The sequence below is a fragment of the Lewinella sp. IMCC34191 genome (assembly GCF_003390935.1).
In the GTDB taxonomy this organism is placed as follows: domain Bacteria; phylum Bacteroidota; class Bacteroidia; order Chitinophagales; family Saprospiraceae; genus Neolewinella.
Genome location: NZ_QNQZ01000005.1, coordinates 274,139 through 291,106 on the forward strand (window position 1 = coordinate 274,139; position 16,968 = coordinate 291,106).

17 protein-coding genes are annotated in these 16,968 nt (G+C 57.9%); 9 read left to right on the forward strand and 8 right to left on the reverse strand.

Features of this window, described 5'->3' with window-relative positions; all coding sequences use genetic code 11:
* Window positions 1–2: 2 nt before the first annotated feature.
* Window positions 3–632, reverse strand: coding sequence for a hypothetical protein (locus DRW39_RS11990; protein WP_116107279.1), 630 nt, complete (start codon window positions 630–632; stop codon window positions 3–5).
* Window positions 633–760: 128 nt separating this feature from the next.
* On the opposite strand from DRW39_RS11990, the gene DRW39_RS11995 reads away from it, so the two are divergent.
* From DRW39_RS11995 to DRW39_RS12015, 5 genes are read left to right on the forward strand one after another with little or no spacing between them, the layout of a single operon-like run.
* Complete coding sequence (locus DRW39_RS11995) at window positions 761–994, forward strand: ferrous iron transport protein A (RefSeq protein ID WP_116107393.1); 234 nt, start codon at window positions 761–763, stop codon at window positions 992–994.
* Complete coding sequence (gene feoB / locus DRW39_RS12000) at window positions 976–3,111, forward strand: ferrous iron transport protein B (protein WP_116107280.1); 2,136 nt, start codon at window positions 976–978, stop codon at window positions 3,109–3,111. The genes DRW39_RS11995 and feoB overlap by 19 nt, the downstream gene beginning before the upstream one ends.
* Window positions 3,112–3,157: 46 nt before the next feature.
* Window positions 3,158–4,045, forward strand: coding sequence for a DUF4271 domain-containing protein (locus DRW39_RS12005; RefSeq protein WP_116107281.1), 888 nt, complete (start codon window positions 3,158–3,160; stop codon window positions 4,043–4,045).
* A gap of 47 nt (window positions 4,046–4,092) precedes the next feature.
* Entirely contained in the window at window positions 4,093–4,875 is a 783-nt protein-coding gene (locus DRW39_RS12010) for a uroporphyrinogen-III synthase (RefSeq protein ID WP_116107282.1), read from the forward strand.
* Window positions 4,876–5,517, forward strand: a complete 642-nt coding sequence (locus DRW39_RS12015) for an NUDIX hydrolase (protein WP_116107283.1) — start codon at window positions 4,876–4,878, stop codon at window positions 5,515–5,517.
* A 113-nt stretch (window positions 5,518–5,630) separates the two neighbouring features.
* Here the strand turns inward: DRW39_RS12015 and DRW39_RS12020 are convergent, their stop codons facing one another.
* The 5 genes from DRW39_RS12020 to DRW39_RS12040 form a co-directional block, all read right to left on the reverse strand.
* Complete coding sequence (locus tag DRW39_RS12020; RefSeq protein ID WP_116107284.1) at window positions 5,631–6,083, reverse strand: type II toxin-antitoxin system death-on-curing family toxin; 453 nt, start codon at window positions 6,081–6,083, stop codon at window positions 5,631–5,633.
* Entirely contained in the window at window positions 6,083–6,268 is a 186-nt protein-coding gene (locus DRW39_RS12025) for a hypothetical protein (protein WP_116107285.1), read from the reverse strand. Before DRW39_RS12025 ends, DRW39_RS12020 begins: the two co-directional genes overlap by 1 nt.
* Before the next feature lie 74 nt (window positions 6,269–6,342).
* On the reverse strand, window positions 6,343–7,032 hold the full coding sequence (locus tag DRW39_RS12030) for a rhomboid family intramembrane serine protease (protein ID WP_116107286.1): 690 nt from the start codon (window positions 7,030–7,032) through the stop codon (window positions 6,343–6,345).
* A gap of 135 nt (window positions 7,033–7,167) precedes the next feature.
* The gene (locus DRW39_RS12035) at window positions 7,168–7,566 is read right to left on the reverse strand and encodes a hypothetical protein (RefSeq protein ID WP_116107287.1); all 399 of its coding nucleotides are present in this window, start codon (window positions 7,564–7,566) and stop codon (window positions 7,168–7,170) included.
* Complete coding sequence (locus DRW39_RS12040) at window positions 7,563–9,035, reverse strand: hypothetical protein (protein WP_157976073.1); 1,473 nt, start codon at window positions 9,033–9,035, stop codon at window positions 7,563–7,565. Before DRW39_RS12040 ends, DRW39_RS12035 begins: the two co-directional genes overlap by 4 nt.
* Window positions 9,036–9,569: 534 nt before the next feature.
* Between DRW39_RS12040 and DRW39_RS12045 the strand changes: the two genes are divergently transcribed.
* From DRW39_RS12045 to DRW39_RS12060, 4 genes are all read left to right on the forward strand, one after another.
* Window positions 9,570–10,466, forward strand: a complete 897-nt coding sequence (locus DRW39_RS12045) for a hypothetical protein (protein WP_116107289.1) — start codon at window positions 9,570–9,572, stop codon at window positions 10,464–10,466.
* Window positions 10,453–11,808, forward strand: a complete 1,356-nt coding sequence (locus tag DRW39_RS12050; RefSeq protein ID WP_116107290.1) for an ArnT family glycosyltransferase — start codon at window positions 10,453–10,455, stop codon at window positions 11,806–11,808. Before DRW39_RS12045 ends, DRW39_RS12050 begins: the two co-directional genes overlap by 14 nt.
* A gap of 369 nt (window positions 11,809–12,177) precedes the next feature.
* Window positions 12,178–13,884 (forward strand): GMC oxidoreductase, encoded by a 1,707-nt coding sequence (locus DRW39_RS12055; RefSeq protein WP_116107291.1) that lies wholly within the window; start codon window positions 12,178–12,180, stop codon window positions 13,882–13,884.
* Window positions 13,884–14,474, forward strand: a complete 591-nt coding sequence (locus tag DRW39_RS12060; RefSeq protein WP_232830138.1) for a gluconate 2-dehydrogenase subunit 3 family protein — start codon at window positions 13,884–13,886, stop codon at window positions 14,472–14,474. Before DRW39_RS12055 ends, DRW39_RS12060 begins: the two co-directional genes overlap by 1 nt.
* 171 nt (window positions 14,475–14,645) lie before the next feature.
* Here the strand turns inward: DRW39_RS12060 and DRW39_RS12065 are convergent, their stop codons facing one another.
* Together DRW39_RS12065 and DRW39_RS12070 are read right to left on the reverse strand one after the other, a co-directional pair.
* A complete protein-coding gene (locus DRW39_RS12065; RefSeq protein ID WP_116107292.1) occupies window positions 14,646–15,785 on the reverse strand; it encodes a TlpA family protein disulfide reductase in 1,140 nt (379 codons plus the stop codon).
* Window positions 15,786–15,994: 209 nt separating this feature from the next.
* Window positions 15,995–16,597, reverse strand: a complete 603-nt coding sequence (locus DRW39_RS12070) for a hypothetical protein (protein WP_116107293.1) — start codon at window positions 16,595–16,597, stop codon at window positions 15,995–15,997.
* Between the last annotated feature and the right edge of the window lie 371 nt (window positions 16,598–16,968).

Genomic DNA, 16,968 nt, shown 5'->3' on the forward strand with positions numbered 1-16,968 from the left:
GATCAGTTCTGGCCGGTCATACGCAGCGCTTCCTGCACTTCGATGCGCTGTCCGTTGTTGGTCGCCACTACGAAGGCATCCTTGACGCCCATCTGCTTAAGACGGTCGCGCAGGTTGGCGGCGTTCTCATAGGTACGGAACTTACTGACTACCACTTTTTGCATACCGTTCTGATCGGTCAGGTCCAGCGCGTCGCCGGTGGCCATGCCCGGATCCACGCGGTTCTGGGCGTATGCTCCTAGCTGTACCTGAAAGATAACTCCATCGATGGAAGCCTCGTCGGTGATGACCTCATCCGAGATTTGGTTGGCCTCCAGAATGGTAATCTGCTCGCGTAGCTGTTGGATTTCCTGGTAGGCTTGCTCGGCGGAGGCTTCGGCGGTCGCGAGTTGGTTTTGCATATCGCCTGCTTCACTCTCGTAGCTACCGAGCTGCTCGCGTAGATTGGCTACTTGTTCCTGCGCTCTGTCGCAATCCTCTACAAAATCCCGCAGGGCGGCGGGGTTCTCCCGATACTCCGCAGCACGGGCGTTCCAGTCCGTTCCGTCTTCTCCAACCACGGGGGCCACCTTAGGCGAACAACCTACAGCTAGCAGAAAGAGGGCGGGCAACAGAAAAGTCAGGTGTTTCATGGAGTCGGTTTTGCGGTAAAGCTAAGGGTTTCGAAACGCAACATCTGTCGGAAATTTATTTAGACTGCGTACAGATAGTCGACTTTTCCTATCTTTGCGGCGTTACGTTGCTACCAAAAGCCTCTACCATGCCCTTTCCCGTACCCGCTGCAGCATCTCTCTATAAGGTCGGCCAGTCCGGCACCATAGACCGCTTTACCAATGAGAATCTGGCGGGTAAATTACTGGATATCGGGGTGCGGCCCGGCTCGCGCCTGCGGGTCGTGCGGAAATCCCCCTTCGGTGGCAGCTGGTACGTCAAGATCGACCGACAATGCCTGGCATTACGAAAGAAAGAGCTGGCATGCATAATGGTCAAATAAAGGCCACGCCCGTAGTCGGCTTAGTTGGCAATCCGAACAGCGGCAAGTCTTCCCTCTTTAATGTCCTGACCGGTCTGCGACAGCGGATCGGCAACTTCCCCGGCGTAACCGTGGAAAAGAAAGCCGGTATGCTGAAGCTGCCGGGACTGCCGACGATCGAACTCATCGATTTTCCCGGTGCCTACAGCTGTTACCCGACCAGTCTGGATGAGCGGCTTGTCGTTCAGGAGCTGACCAATCCCGAAGGCGAACTGTTCCCCGATGCCATTCTCTACGTGGCCGACATCACCAAGCTGGATAAGCACCTGCTGCTGTTCACCCAGCTCCGCGATCTCGACTTGCCCATGATTCTGGTGCTGAACATGGCCGACCTGATGGAAAGCGACGGCCTGACGGTGGACATCCCTACCCTGAGCAAAAAACTCGGCGTGCCCGTTATCCCGGTGAGTAGCCGCGATCATCGGGGTATCGGCGAACTCAAGGAGGCTATTGCCGGCCTGCTGCGTGAGCCGGATGCCTTTCGGCCCCGCCAGCCTTTCTACGAGCCCGCGGCCAGTGCGCGCGACGTCCTGGCGGAACTACGCCAGGAACTCCCGGCGCGTAACGACTACCATGCTTTGCTGTTGGCGCACCACGCTCCCTGGCTCAAGCATATCCCGGAACAAACGCGCCACCACGTGCAGGAGGCCCGCGTCCGCCACGGCTTTCATAGCCTGCGGGCCCAAGTCGAGGAGACGATGGACCGCTACAACTCCTTCGAACCCATCGTCCGGGATACGGTCCGTCATGCCGGCGATAACGATTCGCTCAGCGACCGAATTGACAGCATTGTCACGCATCCCATTGCGGGCCCCCTCATTTTCGTAGTACTGATGCTCCTGCTGTTTCAGGCCTTATTCGCCTGGGCAAGTATTCCCATGGACCTGATCGAATGGACGTTCGGCACCCTCGGCGATACGGTCCGGCAGACGCTACCCGCCGGTTGGTTTACCGACCTGTTGGTCGACGGCATCATCGCCGGACTGGGCGGCGTGCTGGTCTTCGTGCCGCAGATCGCGATCCTTTTCTTCTTTATCGCCATCCTCGAGGAAGTCGGCTATCTGGCCCGTGCCGCGTACATGTTCGACAGCCTGATGCAGCGCTTTGGGCTCAACGGTCGCTCGGTGGTCGCCCTGGTGAGTGGACACGCCTGTGCCATTCCGGCCATCATGAGTACCCGGACCATTGCCAATTGGAAGGAGCGGTTACTCACCATTCTGGTGACACCCCTCACCTCCTGCTCGGCCCGCATCCCGGTGTACGTTATCCTGATTTCCTTCGCGGTACCCCAGGTGGCCTACCTCAACGGGCTGATTAGTCTGCAAGGATTGGCCTTCGCCGGGCTGTATTTCCTAGGTATTACCGGGGCTATGCTCTCGGCCCTGGCCTTCAAATACGTACTCGACACGCCGGAGCGAAGTTTCCTCATGCTGGAGCTACCGGAATACCGCGTGCCGGTGTGGCGTAACGTAGGGACTACCGTGTGGCAAAAGTCCAAAACCTTCGTGGTCGAGGCCGGCAAGATCATCATGATCATCAGCGTAATTCTCTGGGCGGCCTCTACCTACGGACCGCCCGAGGACATGGCAGCGGCGAACAGATTGGCGAGCGACAAAGCGCAGGAATTAAGCCTCTCGGAAGACGATGCCGCGGACCTGATTGCCTCCGAACGACTGGAAGCAAGCTACGCGGGCCATCTCGGCAAATTCATCGAGCCGGTGATCAAGCCGCTGGGTTACGACTGGAAAATCGGCATTGCCCTACTGACGAGTTTCGCGGCCCGCGAGGTCTTCGTGGGTACCATGGCCACCATTTACAGCATTGGGAGTACGGACGACGAGTTCCGCATCCGGGAGCGCCTCGCCGAGGAACGCGACCCGGAAACCAATGAAATGGTCTATAACCCCGCGACGGCCTGGAGCCTGTTGATATTTTACGTCTTCGCGATGATGTGCATGTCGACCCTGGCCGTCACGCGACGGGAAACGAACAGCTGGAAATGGCCGGTCGTACAGTTCGTATTCATGACGGCCATTGCGTACGTGGGGGCCATGGTGGTTTATCAGGTACTGGCCTGACCCGGGTACTTTACCATAGGCAAAAGGCTGCTTACCTTTGGACTCCATGCCGAAGCGATTGCGCACCCTTTTGCTGTTCCTCTCCCTGTTGAACCTATCCGCCGGATTGCCGGCGCAGGGTAGCGACAATCCTTTCGAACTGATCGACCGGCTTCCGGAAGAGTCAACCGCTGACGCTCCGGTCGACACCTCCGACAATCCCTTCGAAGTGTACCCGGAGGAAGAGGCCGCCGAACCGGTTATCGGTAAGGCCCCCGTTGCCCCCGTCGAAGACCCGACCGATCCACAGCGCCGGTCGATCGTCTTCATCCACCTCCTGCTCGTCCTGTTGGTCACCAGTATGTGGGTGCTTTTCCGGGACCTGCTGCGCCAGTGCATGCGGGCCATCGCCAACGACAACGTAATGACCCAGTTGTACCGCCGGCGATCCGGGGGACAGATCAGCGCGCTCTGGATGTGTTACCTGTTTTTCCTGTTATCGGCGGGTTTTTTCCTCTACCTGGTCTCGCTGGAGTTCGGGCTGTCGCTCCCGATCAACGGCGTATGGGCCAGCTGGCTAACCTTCGCCCTGCTGGTTATGGGCGCGGTTGGGTTCAAACTGATCCTGCTGGGACTGGTGGGTCGTATCTACCCCCTGCGCAAAGAACTGAGCCGCTACACTTTTCTGCTGATGGTTTTCAGCATCCTGGTCGGGGTACTGTTGGTGCCCATCAATTTGCTCATCAGTTATGCGCCGGAAGACTACCGGCATTTCTTCCTGATCGCCGGTTTGGTCGTCCTGGGTGTTGTGTATCTCCTGCACCTCGTCAGGGGGCTGTTCATCGCCAACTATTACGTCGGCAGCAGACCGCTTCATTTTTTGTTATATATTTGCACCATTGAAGTAGCACCTCTGCTACTCGTTTTCCGCTATTTGAGTAATTCCTTGGCTTAAGTAGAAGCGTTTCCCCAACTGCCCTCACCGGTTCACAACTTACCCCTATGGCGGCTGAAAGTCAACCTTCACAGGAATCTTACAAACCCGTTCGTACCATCCTCGTGTCGCAGCCCGAGCCGGAGCGGAGCCCCTTTGCCAAGCTGGAGGAAAAATACGGTCTCCAGATAGACTGGCGTCCCTTTATCGAGGTAGAAGGGTTGACGGAGAAGGAATTCCGGAAGGAACGGATTCGCCCGGACGAATACACCGCGGTGATCTTCACTTCCAAACTGGCCATCGAGCACTTCTTCCGGTTGTGCAAGGCATTGCGCATCGAGATGAGCCAGGAAACCAAGTACTACTGCATGACGGAGGCGATCGCCAACTACCTGCAGAAGTTCATCGTCTACCGCAAGCGGAAGGTATTCTACGGCCAGCGGACCATCCAGGACCTGGCCCCGACGCTCAAGAAACACCGCAGCAAGGAGAAATTTTTACTCCCCTGCAGTAATCTGGGCTCGGAGTTCGTCTCCCAGTACCTGGAAGAAAACAACTTCGACTGGACGCCGGCCCTGATGTACCGGACGATATCCTCCGACCTCAGCGACCTGACCGAAGTTTACTACGACATCATCATCTTCTATTCCCCGCTGGGCATCGATTCGCTGTACGAGAACTTCCCGGATTTTAAGCAGAAGGACACCCGACTGGCGGTGGCGGGCCGCAAGACGACGGCCGCCGTGGAAAAGCACGGACTGACGGTCAACATCGCACCCAGCCCCCCCGAAGTGCCGAGCATGGGCATGGCTCTGGAGAACTACCTTAAGAAGTCGAACAAGAAGCAGTAGATGCAGCAGCCCGATGGGGGCTTCGCCTACCTGGATCGTATCCGTCAGTGCCTCCGGGCCGGTGACCTGCCCGGTTATGCCTCTCAGAAAACCATGGGCCACAAGCTGCGACAGCCCCACCAGGAGGCTCCGCCCGACGCGCGTTTGGCATCCGTGCTGGCGCTCTTCTATCCGATCGAGACCCAATTACGCCTGCTCTTCATTCAACGGACCAGCCCTCCCGGCGACCGGCACGGGGGCCAGGTATCCTTTCCCGGCGGCTCCGCCGATCCGGAAGACGCGTCCCCGGCCGCTACCGCGCTGCGGGAGGCGGCGGAGGAAGTGGGGGTGCCGGCTTCCACCGTGACGCTGCTGGGTAAACTCACCCCCCTGTATATCCCGATCAGTAATTTCCTGGTTCACCCCTTCGTCGGTTACACGCCCCAGCGACCCGACTTCGTGCTGCAGGCCAGCGAGGTCCAACGCATACTCGAACTGCCCTTCGCCGGCTTCTACGCCGACGATGCCGTGGCCTACCGCGACAAGAAGCTGTACAACGGCATGATCCTGAAGGAAGTGCCCCACTGGGAAGTGGCGGGGGAGTCCGTTTGGGGCGCTACGGCTATGATGGTGGGGGAACTGGTGGAGATGGGGAGGAGGTAGTACGGTAGTAACCGGCGTTACCGGTTGTTAGTACGGTAGTCGGCTGGCTGCGCCATCCGGGGTAGTACGGTCGGCATTCAGGGGGCCTTGCTTCGCTCGGCCGGTGTGCATGGTCAGGCTATCGACTCGATGTTAGCGGCAAACCACTGGCGACAGGCTTCGAGGGGGACTTGGCCGGCGGCTACGGCTAGGGTGAATCGGTATACGTGATCGTCGTGTCCAAGACGCGCATCCGGCCACAGTTTGTCTTGGTACGTGACAGGTTGCAAGTCCTCCTTTAAACGATAGTCATTTATCATCAGAAACGCTAAGGCCGCCGCCAGCCCTGTTCGCTTATTTCCATCCTGGAAAGCGTGGTTACCAATAAGGTTGAACATATACAACGCCGCCTTATCGGATACCCGTGGGTAAAGCGGTTCACCGAACATTTCCGCTTGCACGGATTCCACCAGGTAGTCGATCGCTTCGGGATGCAGAGAATTATCCGGAGGTACAAAGTGGCCTCCGTGACGGGCAAGGGTGAGTTTATTCAGTCGAAAAATCTCCGGTTTAGTCAAGTAACGCATCAAGCTAATGCCTTGAAGACGTCATCATAGCGATCAAAAATCTTTTCCGCAATGCTGTCAATGTCTATCGCCTCCGGATCCTCTTGACCACGCGCATTTTCCGATTCCTTTCGGTTAAGTTCCTCCCGAACTACCTCCCGGATCAGCTTCTTTAGTTCTTCGGTCTGTTCTTGAGTAAAGGCCATGTCGTTCGCATTGAATTAGGGTCAGAACGCGGCCTGCAATTTGAAAGTTGCTCCTCTCCTGCCCTCCGCCGCCCCTATATCTCCGCGTCGTGGCGGGAAGCGTATCCCTCCGAATGGCGGGGGACGGCGTGGGTAGCGCGGAAATAGAAACCGCCAAGTACGCCGAAGACAAAGCCGCCGATGTGGGCCCACCAAGCGATACCGGTACCCGCACTCTCCTCCAGCGTGGCGAAGCCCGCGGCCGATTGCTGGTAGAACCAGAATCCCAGGAAAATGAAGGCGGGTACCTGTACGCGGAAGAAGAAGAAGTAACCGCGTACCCGGCTGCGGGGAAACATGACGATGTAGGCACCCATGACGGCGGATAGCGCTCCGCTGGCTCCAACGGCCGGAATGGGGCTGCCGGCATTGAAGTACATATGGCAAAGGCCGGCGGCAATGCCGCCCAGAAAGTAGAAGATCACGAACTTGAGGCTGCCGATGGTGGCCTCGATGTTATCGGCGAAGATCCACATGTACAACATGTTGCCGATGAGGTGCAGCCAGCTGCCGTGCAGGAACATGCTGGTGATCAGGGTGTAATAGCCTTCCCCGGCCTCGATGCGCTGGGGAACCGTGCCCCACTCGTAGACGAAGGCCTGGCCGGCTTCCGGCCCGAGGCTGAACTGATAAGCGTAGATCAGCACGTTGAGCGCGATCAGCCCGTAGGCAAAGTGAGGGCGGTGACCGCCGCGGACCTGGTCGTCGCCGGTGGGGAAGAACATAGGGAGGGGGGGATTTACGATCGTTGATTTACGAACTACGATTTACGATTGGCTGCCGCACGAGCATTGCACGGCCGGGCTGGCTCGCGGGCGGCCATCTCACCAGCCAAAATACTAACGAACTTAACCTCTACCCTATTCGACGGCACGAACCACCAGCCGGTAAGGCTCCGGGACATCCACGGCGGCATCCGGGTAGGGATCGAGCCGGAGAAGCTGCAGCGGACCGGCGTCCGTCGGAATGGCGTTGCCATCGATGGTGACGGACTCCTCCTGCCACTGGCCGCCGCGCATGACCCGTACGGCCACCACGGCCCGGCCGGCCTGGATGCACTGGACGCCGCGCGGACACCGACTGTCTTCCAGTACGCTGACGAAAGTGAAAAAATCAGGCTGTTTGCGCTGGGTTCGGACCTGATCGGCTATTTGGAGCGTGATCGCCTCGGCCTTGGGTAGCACATAGGTCCCGTCGGGCAGTTTACGGCTGCAGGCGAGGCAGGTCAGGATGCCGCAGCATAGAAGTACCTGCCTCATTTCGCGTCGTAGGTCATCTTCACGAGCCGGAGGCGGTTGCGGTGCTCGCTGGGGAGGATCAGCTCATTCGCCGCTACCTGTATGCCGTCGCGGAAGCGGAGGCGGAGTTCCAGGTCACGGGTATGGAAGAGGCTGTTGCGCAGGAATTCACCCCGGCCATTAAGCACGTATTCACTCACCGAGTTTTCGAAACGGACCTCGTCATTGAAGAGAAAACGCAGGCGGGTAGGCGTTTCCAGCAGGAAGAAGCTGGAGTAAACGCCATTGTCATCCTGGCTATACTGCTTCTTGTGCATGATGTTGCTCCAGTGGGGCGTACCGTCGGGGTTGACGGCGAATACGACAATCTCGTCGTAGTGGTAATCGATGAGTGACCGCCCTCCGTAGGTGTTGAGCATCTGGGCCTGCGCGATGGATCCCCGGCGTTGCAGTTGACGGTCACGCTCGGTGATCATGACCATACCGCCGTCGCGTCGCAGCATGGCGTCCCGTACGGTCAGCTCGTTGATGCCGGGGCGCCGCTTGTTGAATTTGCGGCCTTCGACGTTGCGGACCAGATTGACGGGGAACTTCTGAAAGGTTGGGCGTAGTTCGTTGCGGGGATTGACCGGGTCGACCCATAGGTAAAAGTAGCCTTCCGCGCGGATGAAATCGCGGGTGGAATAGAGCCCCCCCGCCGCCAGACGCTTGTTAAGATTATCGTACTTGAAGAAGACGTCGTAGGTCAGGCTATCGCCCAGGTTGACGTCCAGGACTTCCCGCGAACCGCCGTTAGCGTCGTGCACGTACACGTGGTAGCGGTGCTCCTTGCGGCGGCTTTTGAAGTTGTTTTCCAGGGCGATGAAGTACATGTCCCCGTCGTTGGCGATCTCGGCCTGCACGAAATCCTCTCCGAAGAAGAACTTATCGGGCTCGAGGGTACGGTCGTAGAGCAGGGTCATGCTATCCAGATCGATGCCCAGGTAGCGCGGCTTATCCTGCTGCTCGACGATGAGCATGAGGGCTTTGGTTTCGTCTTCGGACAGGTAGATCTCCTCTTCCGGTGTTGTCATGAAGGTCCCGAAATCCTTCAGCGTAACGCTATCCTGCAAATTTCCGGCCGGATTGTAGCGATCGAGTTGGAGGTGATTGCGCCCGCGTTCACGGAATAAATAGAGAAGGTGGAAGCCGGTACCGTCCTGGGCGGTGATGGTTTCCAGGATCCGGATGTTGCGTCCCCGCAATTCGAGCTCCTTTTCCCACGATTCGTTCATGCTCCTGCCGTAGGCGGTCAGCGTCTGTTTACTTTCCCGGTCCTGGAGCAACAGGACCTGCCCGCCGAGCTTGCCGAGGAGGGTGTATTCCGTGTCGTTGCGCATGGGAATCTCATCGCTGACGGTGAGAACCTGCGCGCTCATTCTGATGGGTAGAATGCCCAGGCAGAGGCCAAGCAATAGGATGAAGCAGCGGGTCGGAAGCGTACAAGGCATGATGAAGCGGGGTGATGGAGTGATCAACGAATCTCCGTACGGTGATAAGACGAAATTTTCACTTTCCAGGTTGTGACACCCTGCTTACCTAAGCCAGAATGCCGCGAAAAGCGGAAGAAAATACGGAGAGGATGTCAAAATTTGCGGACATTTATAGCCGAAGCTGCGGATTCAGGCCGTCCATCATCCCGTTCGGGTGACCATCCTTTTTCCAGCTTGGTGGCGGGATGTCCCGTCGGTTTTTCCTACTCACCGGTAAGCCTGATAGTATAGTATACGGACAGGCTAGACAAGAACGCGCTCGTAGGCAGCAATACGCTGACCATCCTTGTAGCTAACCCCCTGGTTATTCTGCTCCTGCAATCCTATACCCAACCCTTGTTCGCGAATCTATCCGCGCCGGTGATGCTGCTTCTCGCTCTACTGCTGCTGACCGCCCTGGTCATAGCCGTGTGTTTGCTATATGATCGTATGGTGGATTGGATTAGTGCTAAAGTCAGCCGGGCGTAAACCAGCTTCTCGTATTTTCGGCTCATGCACCGCCCTACCCTGTACCTGTTCCTGGTATGCCTTCCTGCTATTCTCTCGACCCAGGATTACGGCTGGTGGAACGACACCCACGACTGGGACGGCGTAAGCCCCTGGCGGAGTTACCTGACCCTGGCGTCCGCCTATATGGGACCGAACGCGCTGCCCGTACCCGAAATACGCAACGGCCGCATTACCCAGGGCACGGAATTGCGAGTGGCGGGCGACGCCCACTTCGGTGACGGGGATGATACCCAGAACCTCTATTTGCAGGGGCACGTCCCCCTGTTCTCCGACCGGGTGGGCCTGCACCTCCAGTACGTACCCCTGGAACATTACCGGATGAGTGCCGCCACCCGTGATGAGCGGGCGGCCCGAGACTACGACGGCGAAGGCCTCGCCGGTGGCGATGTATACGTCGGCACGCACATCCAGCTTGTTCAGGACCACGCCCACTGGCCGGACCTGCTGCTCTCCATCAACCTGAAGACCGCTTCCGGCAACCGGCTCTCGGCGGCCCGCTATACCGATACACCGGGTTACTACTTCGATCTGTCCGCCGGCAAGACCTTCGAAAGGGAAGGTTCGCTGGCATCTCTGCGTCCCCATGCCCTGCTGGGATTCTACGTCTGGCAGACCTTTATGGACAACTACTACCAGAACGACGCGGTACTTTACGGATTGGGTTGTGACTTCCGCTTCCGAAAACTGACCCTGACCCCCGCGCTCGGCGGCTACTACGGCTATCTGGACATCGGCGATCGGCCGCTGGTCGGCCGCCTCGACTTGCGCACCCAACGGGACCGGGGCATGGAATACTTCGCGCGCTTGCAGCACGGATTCGCGGATTACCCTTACTCCACGGTTCGGCTGGGCGTCACTTTCCACTATGCCCGGCAGTAAGCGACTCTCCTATTTAGTGAGCGGCTTAGCTACCGGAGTGGCCATCCTTTCCGCGATCTACCTGCCGGTAGAAGCCTGGGATGAAGCCCGCCGGGGCGTCAACGCCTTCGAGATGCTCCAGCGGGGAGACTACCTTAACTATTATTACCTGGGGGAGTCGGACACCTTCAATACCAAACCACCCCTATTTCTGTGGTTTGCCGCGGCAAGCTTCCAGCTGTTCGGCGTCCATACTTTCACGCTGCGATTGCCATCGCTCCTTGCATTAGCGGGTCTATTGCTTTACTACCGGCACTGGCTGGCGGAGCGCTTTGGGGCGCATATCGCCCTGCTCACCATCGGCGCTACCGTTTCCGTCAACGGGTTGATTGGCTACCACGTGGCCATCAACGGCGATACGGACATGCTCTTCGTCTGTTTACTTACGGTGGCTTGTCTGGCGTACTATTCGTTTTTAGTAGAGACGCAATCATCCAGCCTGCTGATTGCCGTCGTGGCCGCGGGACTTGCTTTCCTGACCAAGGGCGTGGCGGTGGTACTGGTCGTACCCGGCCTGCTTGCATTTACGCTCTCCCGGAGAGAATATAGGCGGACCATGGTTTCCCGGCGGGCGGCGGGTAGGTGGCTGATGGCCCTGGCCATGCTGGCCGGATTGTGTCTCTTCCTTTCATTCATGGGGCGGGAAAGCTATCCGGAAGGAGGCCCCGACAGTCTTCTGACAGCCATGTTTCTCCGCGATGGGCTACAACGGCTTACGGATACGGCCTTCGAGCCGGTAAGTCAGCCCTGGTTCGTTTTTCAGGCCCTCGACATTCGCTTCGGGCCCGTAATCTATGTCCTTTATGCCTCCATCCCCGTGCTGTTGTGGCGATTCGGCGGTGGCGGCCTGGCGCGCCGCTTAGGGCGCGATCCTTTCACCGTGTACTCGCTGTGCCTGGCCGCTTCCGTTCTGCTCCTGCTGCAGTTGAGTAGCAACAAACACAACTGGTACGTAGCCCCGGCGATCCCCTTCCTTGCCTACCTCTTTGCCACCTGCGTACGGGGCGCGACCGGGTCAGTGAACGCATACCGATGGCTGATCGTTGCCCTTGTATCGGTGGCGATTGTACAGCGTGGCCTGACCATATCATCCGCGAGTTCGGAACCCCTACCGGCTTCCGTCACGGAGCGTTTACGGGGGGCGGACGATCTCTACATCGACGCGCAGATGCCGCAGGATGATGTGTTTCGGTTGGTAGAACAGATTCCGGTGGCCTGCCGGGTCGGCGTACTGACCGCAGGCTTACCCGAAACTTCGGAAGACTGTTTCTTACTCGATGCCTGGCGGGGATGCATTAAGTAAACGGCAAGGCATTTGCTGCAGGTCGTTCGGGTAGCGCACGCTGGTATACCATGGCGTGCAACAACCAAGTCGGCTTACTGGAAAGGGGCGGCGGAGCGCAGGTAAAGTGGGCGCTACGGCCGGATCGATTGCGAGCCGGTCTGCTTTTCGGGAACGGTCGTGTGGATCGGGTGCTGATGTATGTTTCGGACCTGATTATGAAAAAATCCGGTTCCCGAGGGGCATTCTACCTGCGCTCCGCCGCAAAACTTAAAGGGTGGCCAGCGATCGGATATTTACCACCTTCAATGTAACGTGACCGTCAGCCGCTAGACTTGCCCGGGAGCTGTGGTTTCTTATCTTTCCCCGGCAAAGTCGATCAAGTAGTTTATGGCCAATTATAACATTGACGCCGATAAGGCGCTCACCTACGATGCGATCGTCGTCGGCTCCGGGATTTCCGGGGGCTGGGCGGCTAAGGAGCTCACCGAAAAAGGACTGAAGACGCTGGTCCTCGAACGGGGCCGCATCGTGGAGCACGTCAAGGATTACCCCACCATGAGCCTCGACCCCTGGGACATGGACCTGCGGGGTGGCCTAACGCCCGAGGAGCAGGATAAGCACTACAAAAGCATCCGCTCGGGATTCGTGGGGAAAGACACCGAGCACTTTCACGCCAACGACCGGGAAAACCCCTACACCGAAGAGAAGCCCTTCCTCTGGATCCGGGCCCACCAGATGGGCGGCCGCTCGCTGCTGTGGGGCAAGCAAACTTACCGCTGGAGCGATATCGACTTTGGGGCCAACGCAAAAGACGGTCACGGGGTGGACTGGCCGATCCGCTACCGCGACATCGAACCGTGGTACACCTACGTGGAGAAGTTTGCCGGCATCAGCGGGGCCAAGCTGGGCCTGAAGCAACTGCCCGATAGTCACTTTCTGCCGCCCATGGAAATGAACGTGGTGGAGAAGGATATCCGCCAGCGCATCGAGAAGGACTTCCCGGGGCGGAATATGATCATCGGGCGCGTAGCCCACCTGACCGAGCCGCTGAACGGCCGCGGCAAGTGCCAGTACCGCAACCGGTGTAGCCGCGGCTGTCCGTACGGCGCTTACTTCAGCTCCAACGCCGTCACATTGCCGGCGGCCGCCGCGACCGGCAATCTGACGATCCGGCCGTTCTCCATCGTGCAGGAGGTGATCTACGACGACGAGAAAGGCAAAGCCACCGGCGTGCGCATCATCGACGCGGAGACCAACGAGGTGATCGACTATAAGGCCCGGGTGGTGTTCCTGAATGCCTCTACCCTCTCCTCCACTCAGATCATGATGAACTCGAAGTCGAGCCGCTTCGAGAACGGCCTGGGTAACGACAGCGGCGAGCTCGGCCACAACCTGATGGACCACACCTACCGGGTAGGTGCCGCGGGTACGGTGGAGGGCTACGAAGACCGCTACTATAAAGGGCGGCGGCCGAACGGCATCTACATCCCCCGCTACTGGAATATCGACGAGGAGAGTAAGTCCGACAAGTTCGTGCGCGGCTTCGGCTTCCAGGGAGGCGCCGGTCGCGGCGGCTCCCGCGTGGCGGCCAACCTGCCGGAATACGGGGCGGAGTTCAAGGAGAAGCTCCTGAGTCCGGGGCCGTGGGAATTCTTCATCACGGGATTCTCGGAGAGCCTGCCCCGGCACGAGAACCACGTTAAGCTCAACCCCGATGTGACCGATAAATGGGGGCAGCCCACCCTCACCATCAGCGCCGAGTGGGGACCGAACGAACTGGCCCTCAACAAGCAGGCCAAGGAAGACGCCGTGGAGATGCTCGAACGCGCCGGCCTGAAGGACATCATTCCCTTCGATAACGAGCACGAGATGGGCTACGGCATACACGAGATGGGTACCGCCCGCATGGGTCGCGACCCGAAGACCTCCGTACTCAACGGAAATAACCAAGTGTGGGGCGCCCCCAATGTCTACGTCACCGACGGCGCCTGCATGACCTCTTCTTCCTGCGTGAATCCCTCGCTGACCTATATGGCCCTCAGTGCCCGCGCTGCCGACCACGCCGTTTCCGAACTCAACAAACAAAACATCTGATGCTGAACCGCCGCGACGTACTCCGCAACATAAGCTGGCTGGCCGGGGGCGCCATCATCACGCCCGCCCTCCTCCACAGCTGCCAAAACGAGCCGGAACTCGGCTGGAAGCCCGCCTTCTTCAGCGACGACGAGGCCCGTTTCGTGACCGCCTACATCGATACCCTGTTGCCGACCACCGATACCCCCGGCGGCCTGGACGTGGGCGTCGACCGCTTCATCGATAAGGTCATGGCCGCCACCAACGCCGATACCGACGAGCTCCTCCCCATGCAGACCGGCATCCGCGACTTCGACGAGGACGCCCGGACCCGCTTCGGCAAAGTCTTCCACGAACTGGAAGCCGACCAACGCGGCCAGCTCTTCAGCGACGCCGAAAAATCACCCCGCTACCAGCCCGCCGTGTGGGGTACCGCCGTGGGCGAGCAGCCGCCGATCGGCTTTTACCGCTCGTTCAAGTCGATGGTGCTGTGGGGCTACCTGAGCTCGGAGAAAATCGGTACCGAGGTACTGGTGTACGATCCCGTGCCGGGGGAGTACGATGGGGATATGCCGCTTAGTGAGACGGGGGGGCGGAGCTGGAGTTTGTAGCCCTCGTCCGCCGAACGTAGCGGAGCGGAGTTCGTCTGCCGAGGGCGGGGGTTATTTAACGAAGGTTTTGGCGGATTTGCTGCACTAGTTCGCCGATTCTCGCGGATTGGCTCGGATAGTGAAATTACGCGGATTATCGTGCGACTGGCTAGGGCCCCCATTATCTAAACCCTATTTCAGATACGCCTCAATAGTAGGCGTAATCCGCTCGATGAAGTTCTCCTCGTACCCGTCCGTCACGTGCAGTATGCGCCCTTGATCATCTAATAGATAGACTTTGGGGAAGGCGTTAATGGCGTAAGCCTCACGCGTGTCGCGCCCCGCGAAGCTCGGAAAAGTGATGGCCTTCATCTCCTGGTACTTGGCAATAGTTTCCGGTGAATCGAAGAGATTGAGTCCGAAAACGGCAAGCCCCGGTCGCTCCTGCCGGTGAAGTTGCTCGATGAGCGGCGACAACTTCTGGCAAGGGGCACAACTGAAATACCACATATCCACGAGGTACAGATCGTAGGATGGCAGTGGCAGCTCCAGCGCCTGCACGATCTCAGAAAATCCGGGAAGGCGGTCTCCTACCGCCAGATCCGGACGCGCCTCAGGGGGTTTTGCTTTGGTCCACCGAGTTGTATCCGGTAGCGCATCTATTTGTTTTAGGTCTTGGAAAGCATGATTAATCTGCGGATTGGCATAGTGAATTTCCCGGCTGTACTGGTTAATGCCATCCGTATAGGTAGAATGGGTATTTTGGAACAGTCCGGTATGCAAATCGAAGAGATAAACGGAACGGTTCTTCTGGATATACTCCGTATCCGCGTAAGCAATTTCGACGCGTATGGATTCCCCGGTGGTATCGATCGCGTACTCGGTGATCGTACCGTAAAGGATGGAAGCCTGCAGTGCACCGGGAGCAAATGGTAACCTATTCACCAAGTAAATCAGCAGCGACCCGGAAAGCTCTTCCAACCCCTCTCCGGTCACGGGACGCTGGGAATAGGTGGTGTCGGTGAAATTGTAGAAAGTAAGTTCATTTCCCGCCAGGGAGATACCAGATTGCCAGTGCAGGGCGTAAGCCTTAAATTCCAGGCCCGGTACATTGTCAGCGTTGCGTTGCGCCGCGCAGGCCATACGGACGGTGTCTGCTGCTCCATTCTCGGAGGTTATATTCAGAAAACCGTAGCTAACCCTGTCGATTTGCTGCGACTTGTCACTTAATTGAGCGAAAAGCTGCACCAGTTCGGGCGTGTCAACGGTCTGCGCCGCTAAGTCCTTGAACGGGAATAGGGCAAGCGCTATAATTAGGATACGCAGGTGCATTTTTAGTTAGGTGTTATTGGAAGGGACGGTCGGATACCGAAAGGTAATCATTGGGAATCGGCCTGTACCTATCAGCATCCGGGTTCACAGTGCGACCCGGACACTCAGAGGTGCAAGCACACTCTGAGGTCCTGATGCTTCTTCTCACCACGGCCACAGGACCTTATTGGGTATCTGAGCGGTAGCGATGGGGACCTGCGAGGGTCCGATCACATTCCTTCCCATTCAAAATTCGCAACCAGTCCCTTCTTTCTGCGGATGCTTTCCCAGTCTTTTATAAAAGCTCCTTTCCCACCGAAGTCGGCATAAACCTTTTCAACCTTGACGTAGGGCTCGACGGCTGGATAAAGCAATTCCTGTAGGGAAGTGAAGGGGTAGTCTTCCGGATCATTTACTAATCCATGATGGTAGCCATTACCGTTGATGTAATGAACAAGACTGCGCCGGTAAGCAGCGTCAGTGACTTCGACGCGATTAAATGGGCTTTGAAAAACAGCACCCTCGCCTATTGTCTTGTATTTGTACCGAAAGGTTTTTGCGTAGGCATTGCAGAGATGACCAATGGTGTTACCGATTGCCAGCGGTTTTTCCTTGTAGAATGGTTTTAGGATATCCAGGCTATCTACTTCGATATATAGATGAAAATGGTTTGGTAACACAGCATATGTCAGTGGATGAACTGGACCAGCTAAATGGTCTTTCATCAAATTCAAAAACCGGACACAATCGTCATCATCTCGGAATATATCCTGGCGGAATACCCCTCGGTTATAAATATGATAGCGCTTGCCAGCCTCTATTTTAGTCCGCATAGGTCGATCCGAATCTGAAGGTGAATGACTATAGGATCAGGCTATAATAGTTTTTTAGCCGGACACTCAGAGGTGCAAGCACACTCGAAGGTCCTGATGCTTCCCCCACCACCGACGGCCACAGGGCCTCGGAGGGTCACCGAGCGATAGCGAAAGGGACCTGCGAGGGTCCGGAACCGATACCGACCCCAGACACTCAGAGGTGCAAGCACGCTCTGAGGTCCTGATGCTTCCCCCCACCGACGGCCACAGGACCTCGGAGGGTCACCGAGCGATAGCGAAAGGGACTTCTGAGTGTCCGGAACCGGTAGCGACCCGGACACTCATAGGTGCAAGCACACTTTGAGGTCCTGATACTTCCCCCCACCGAC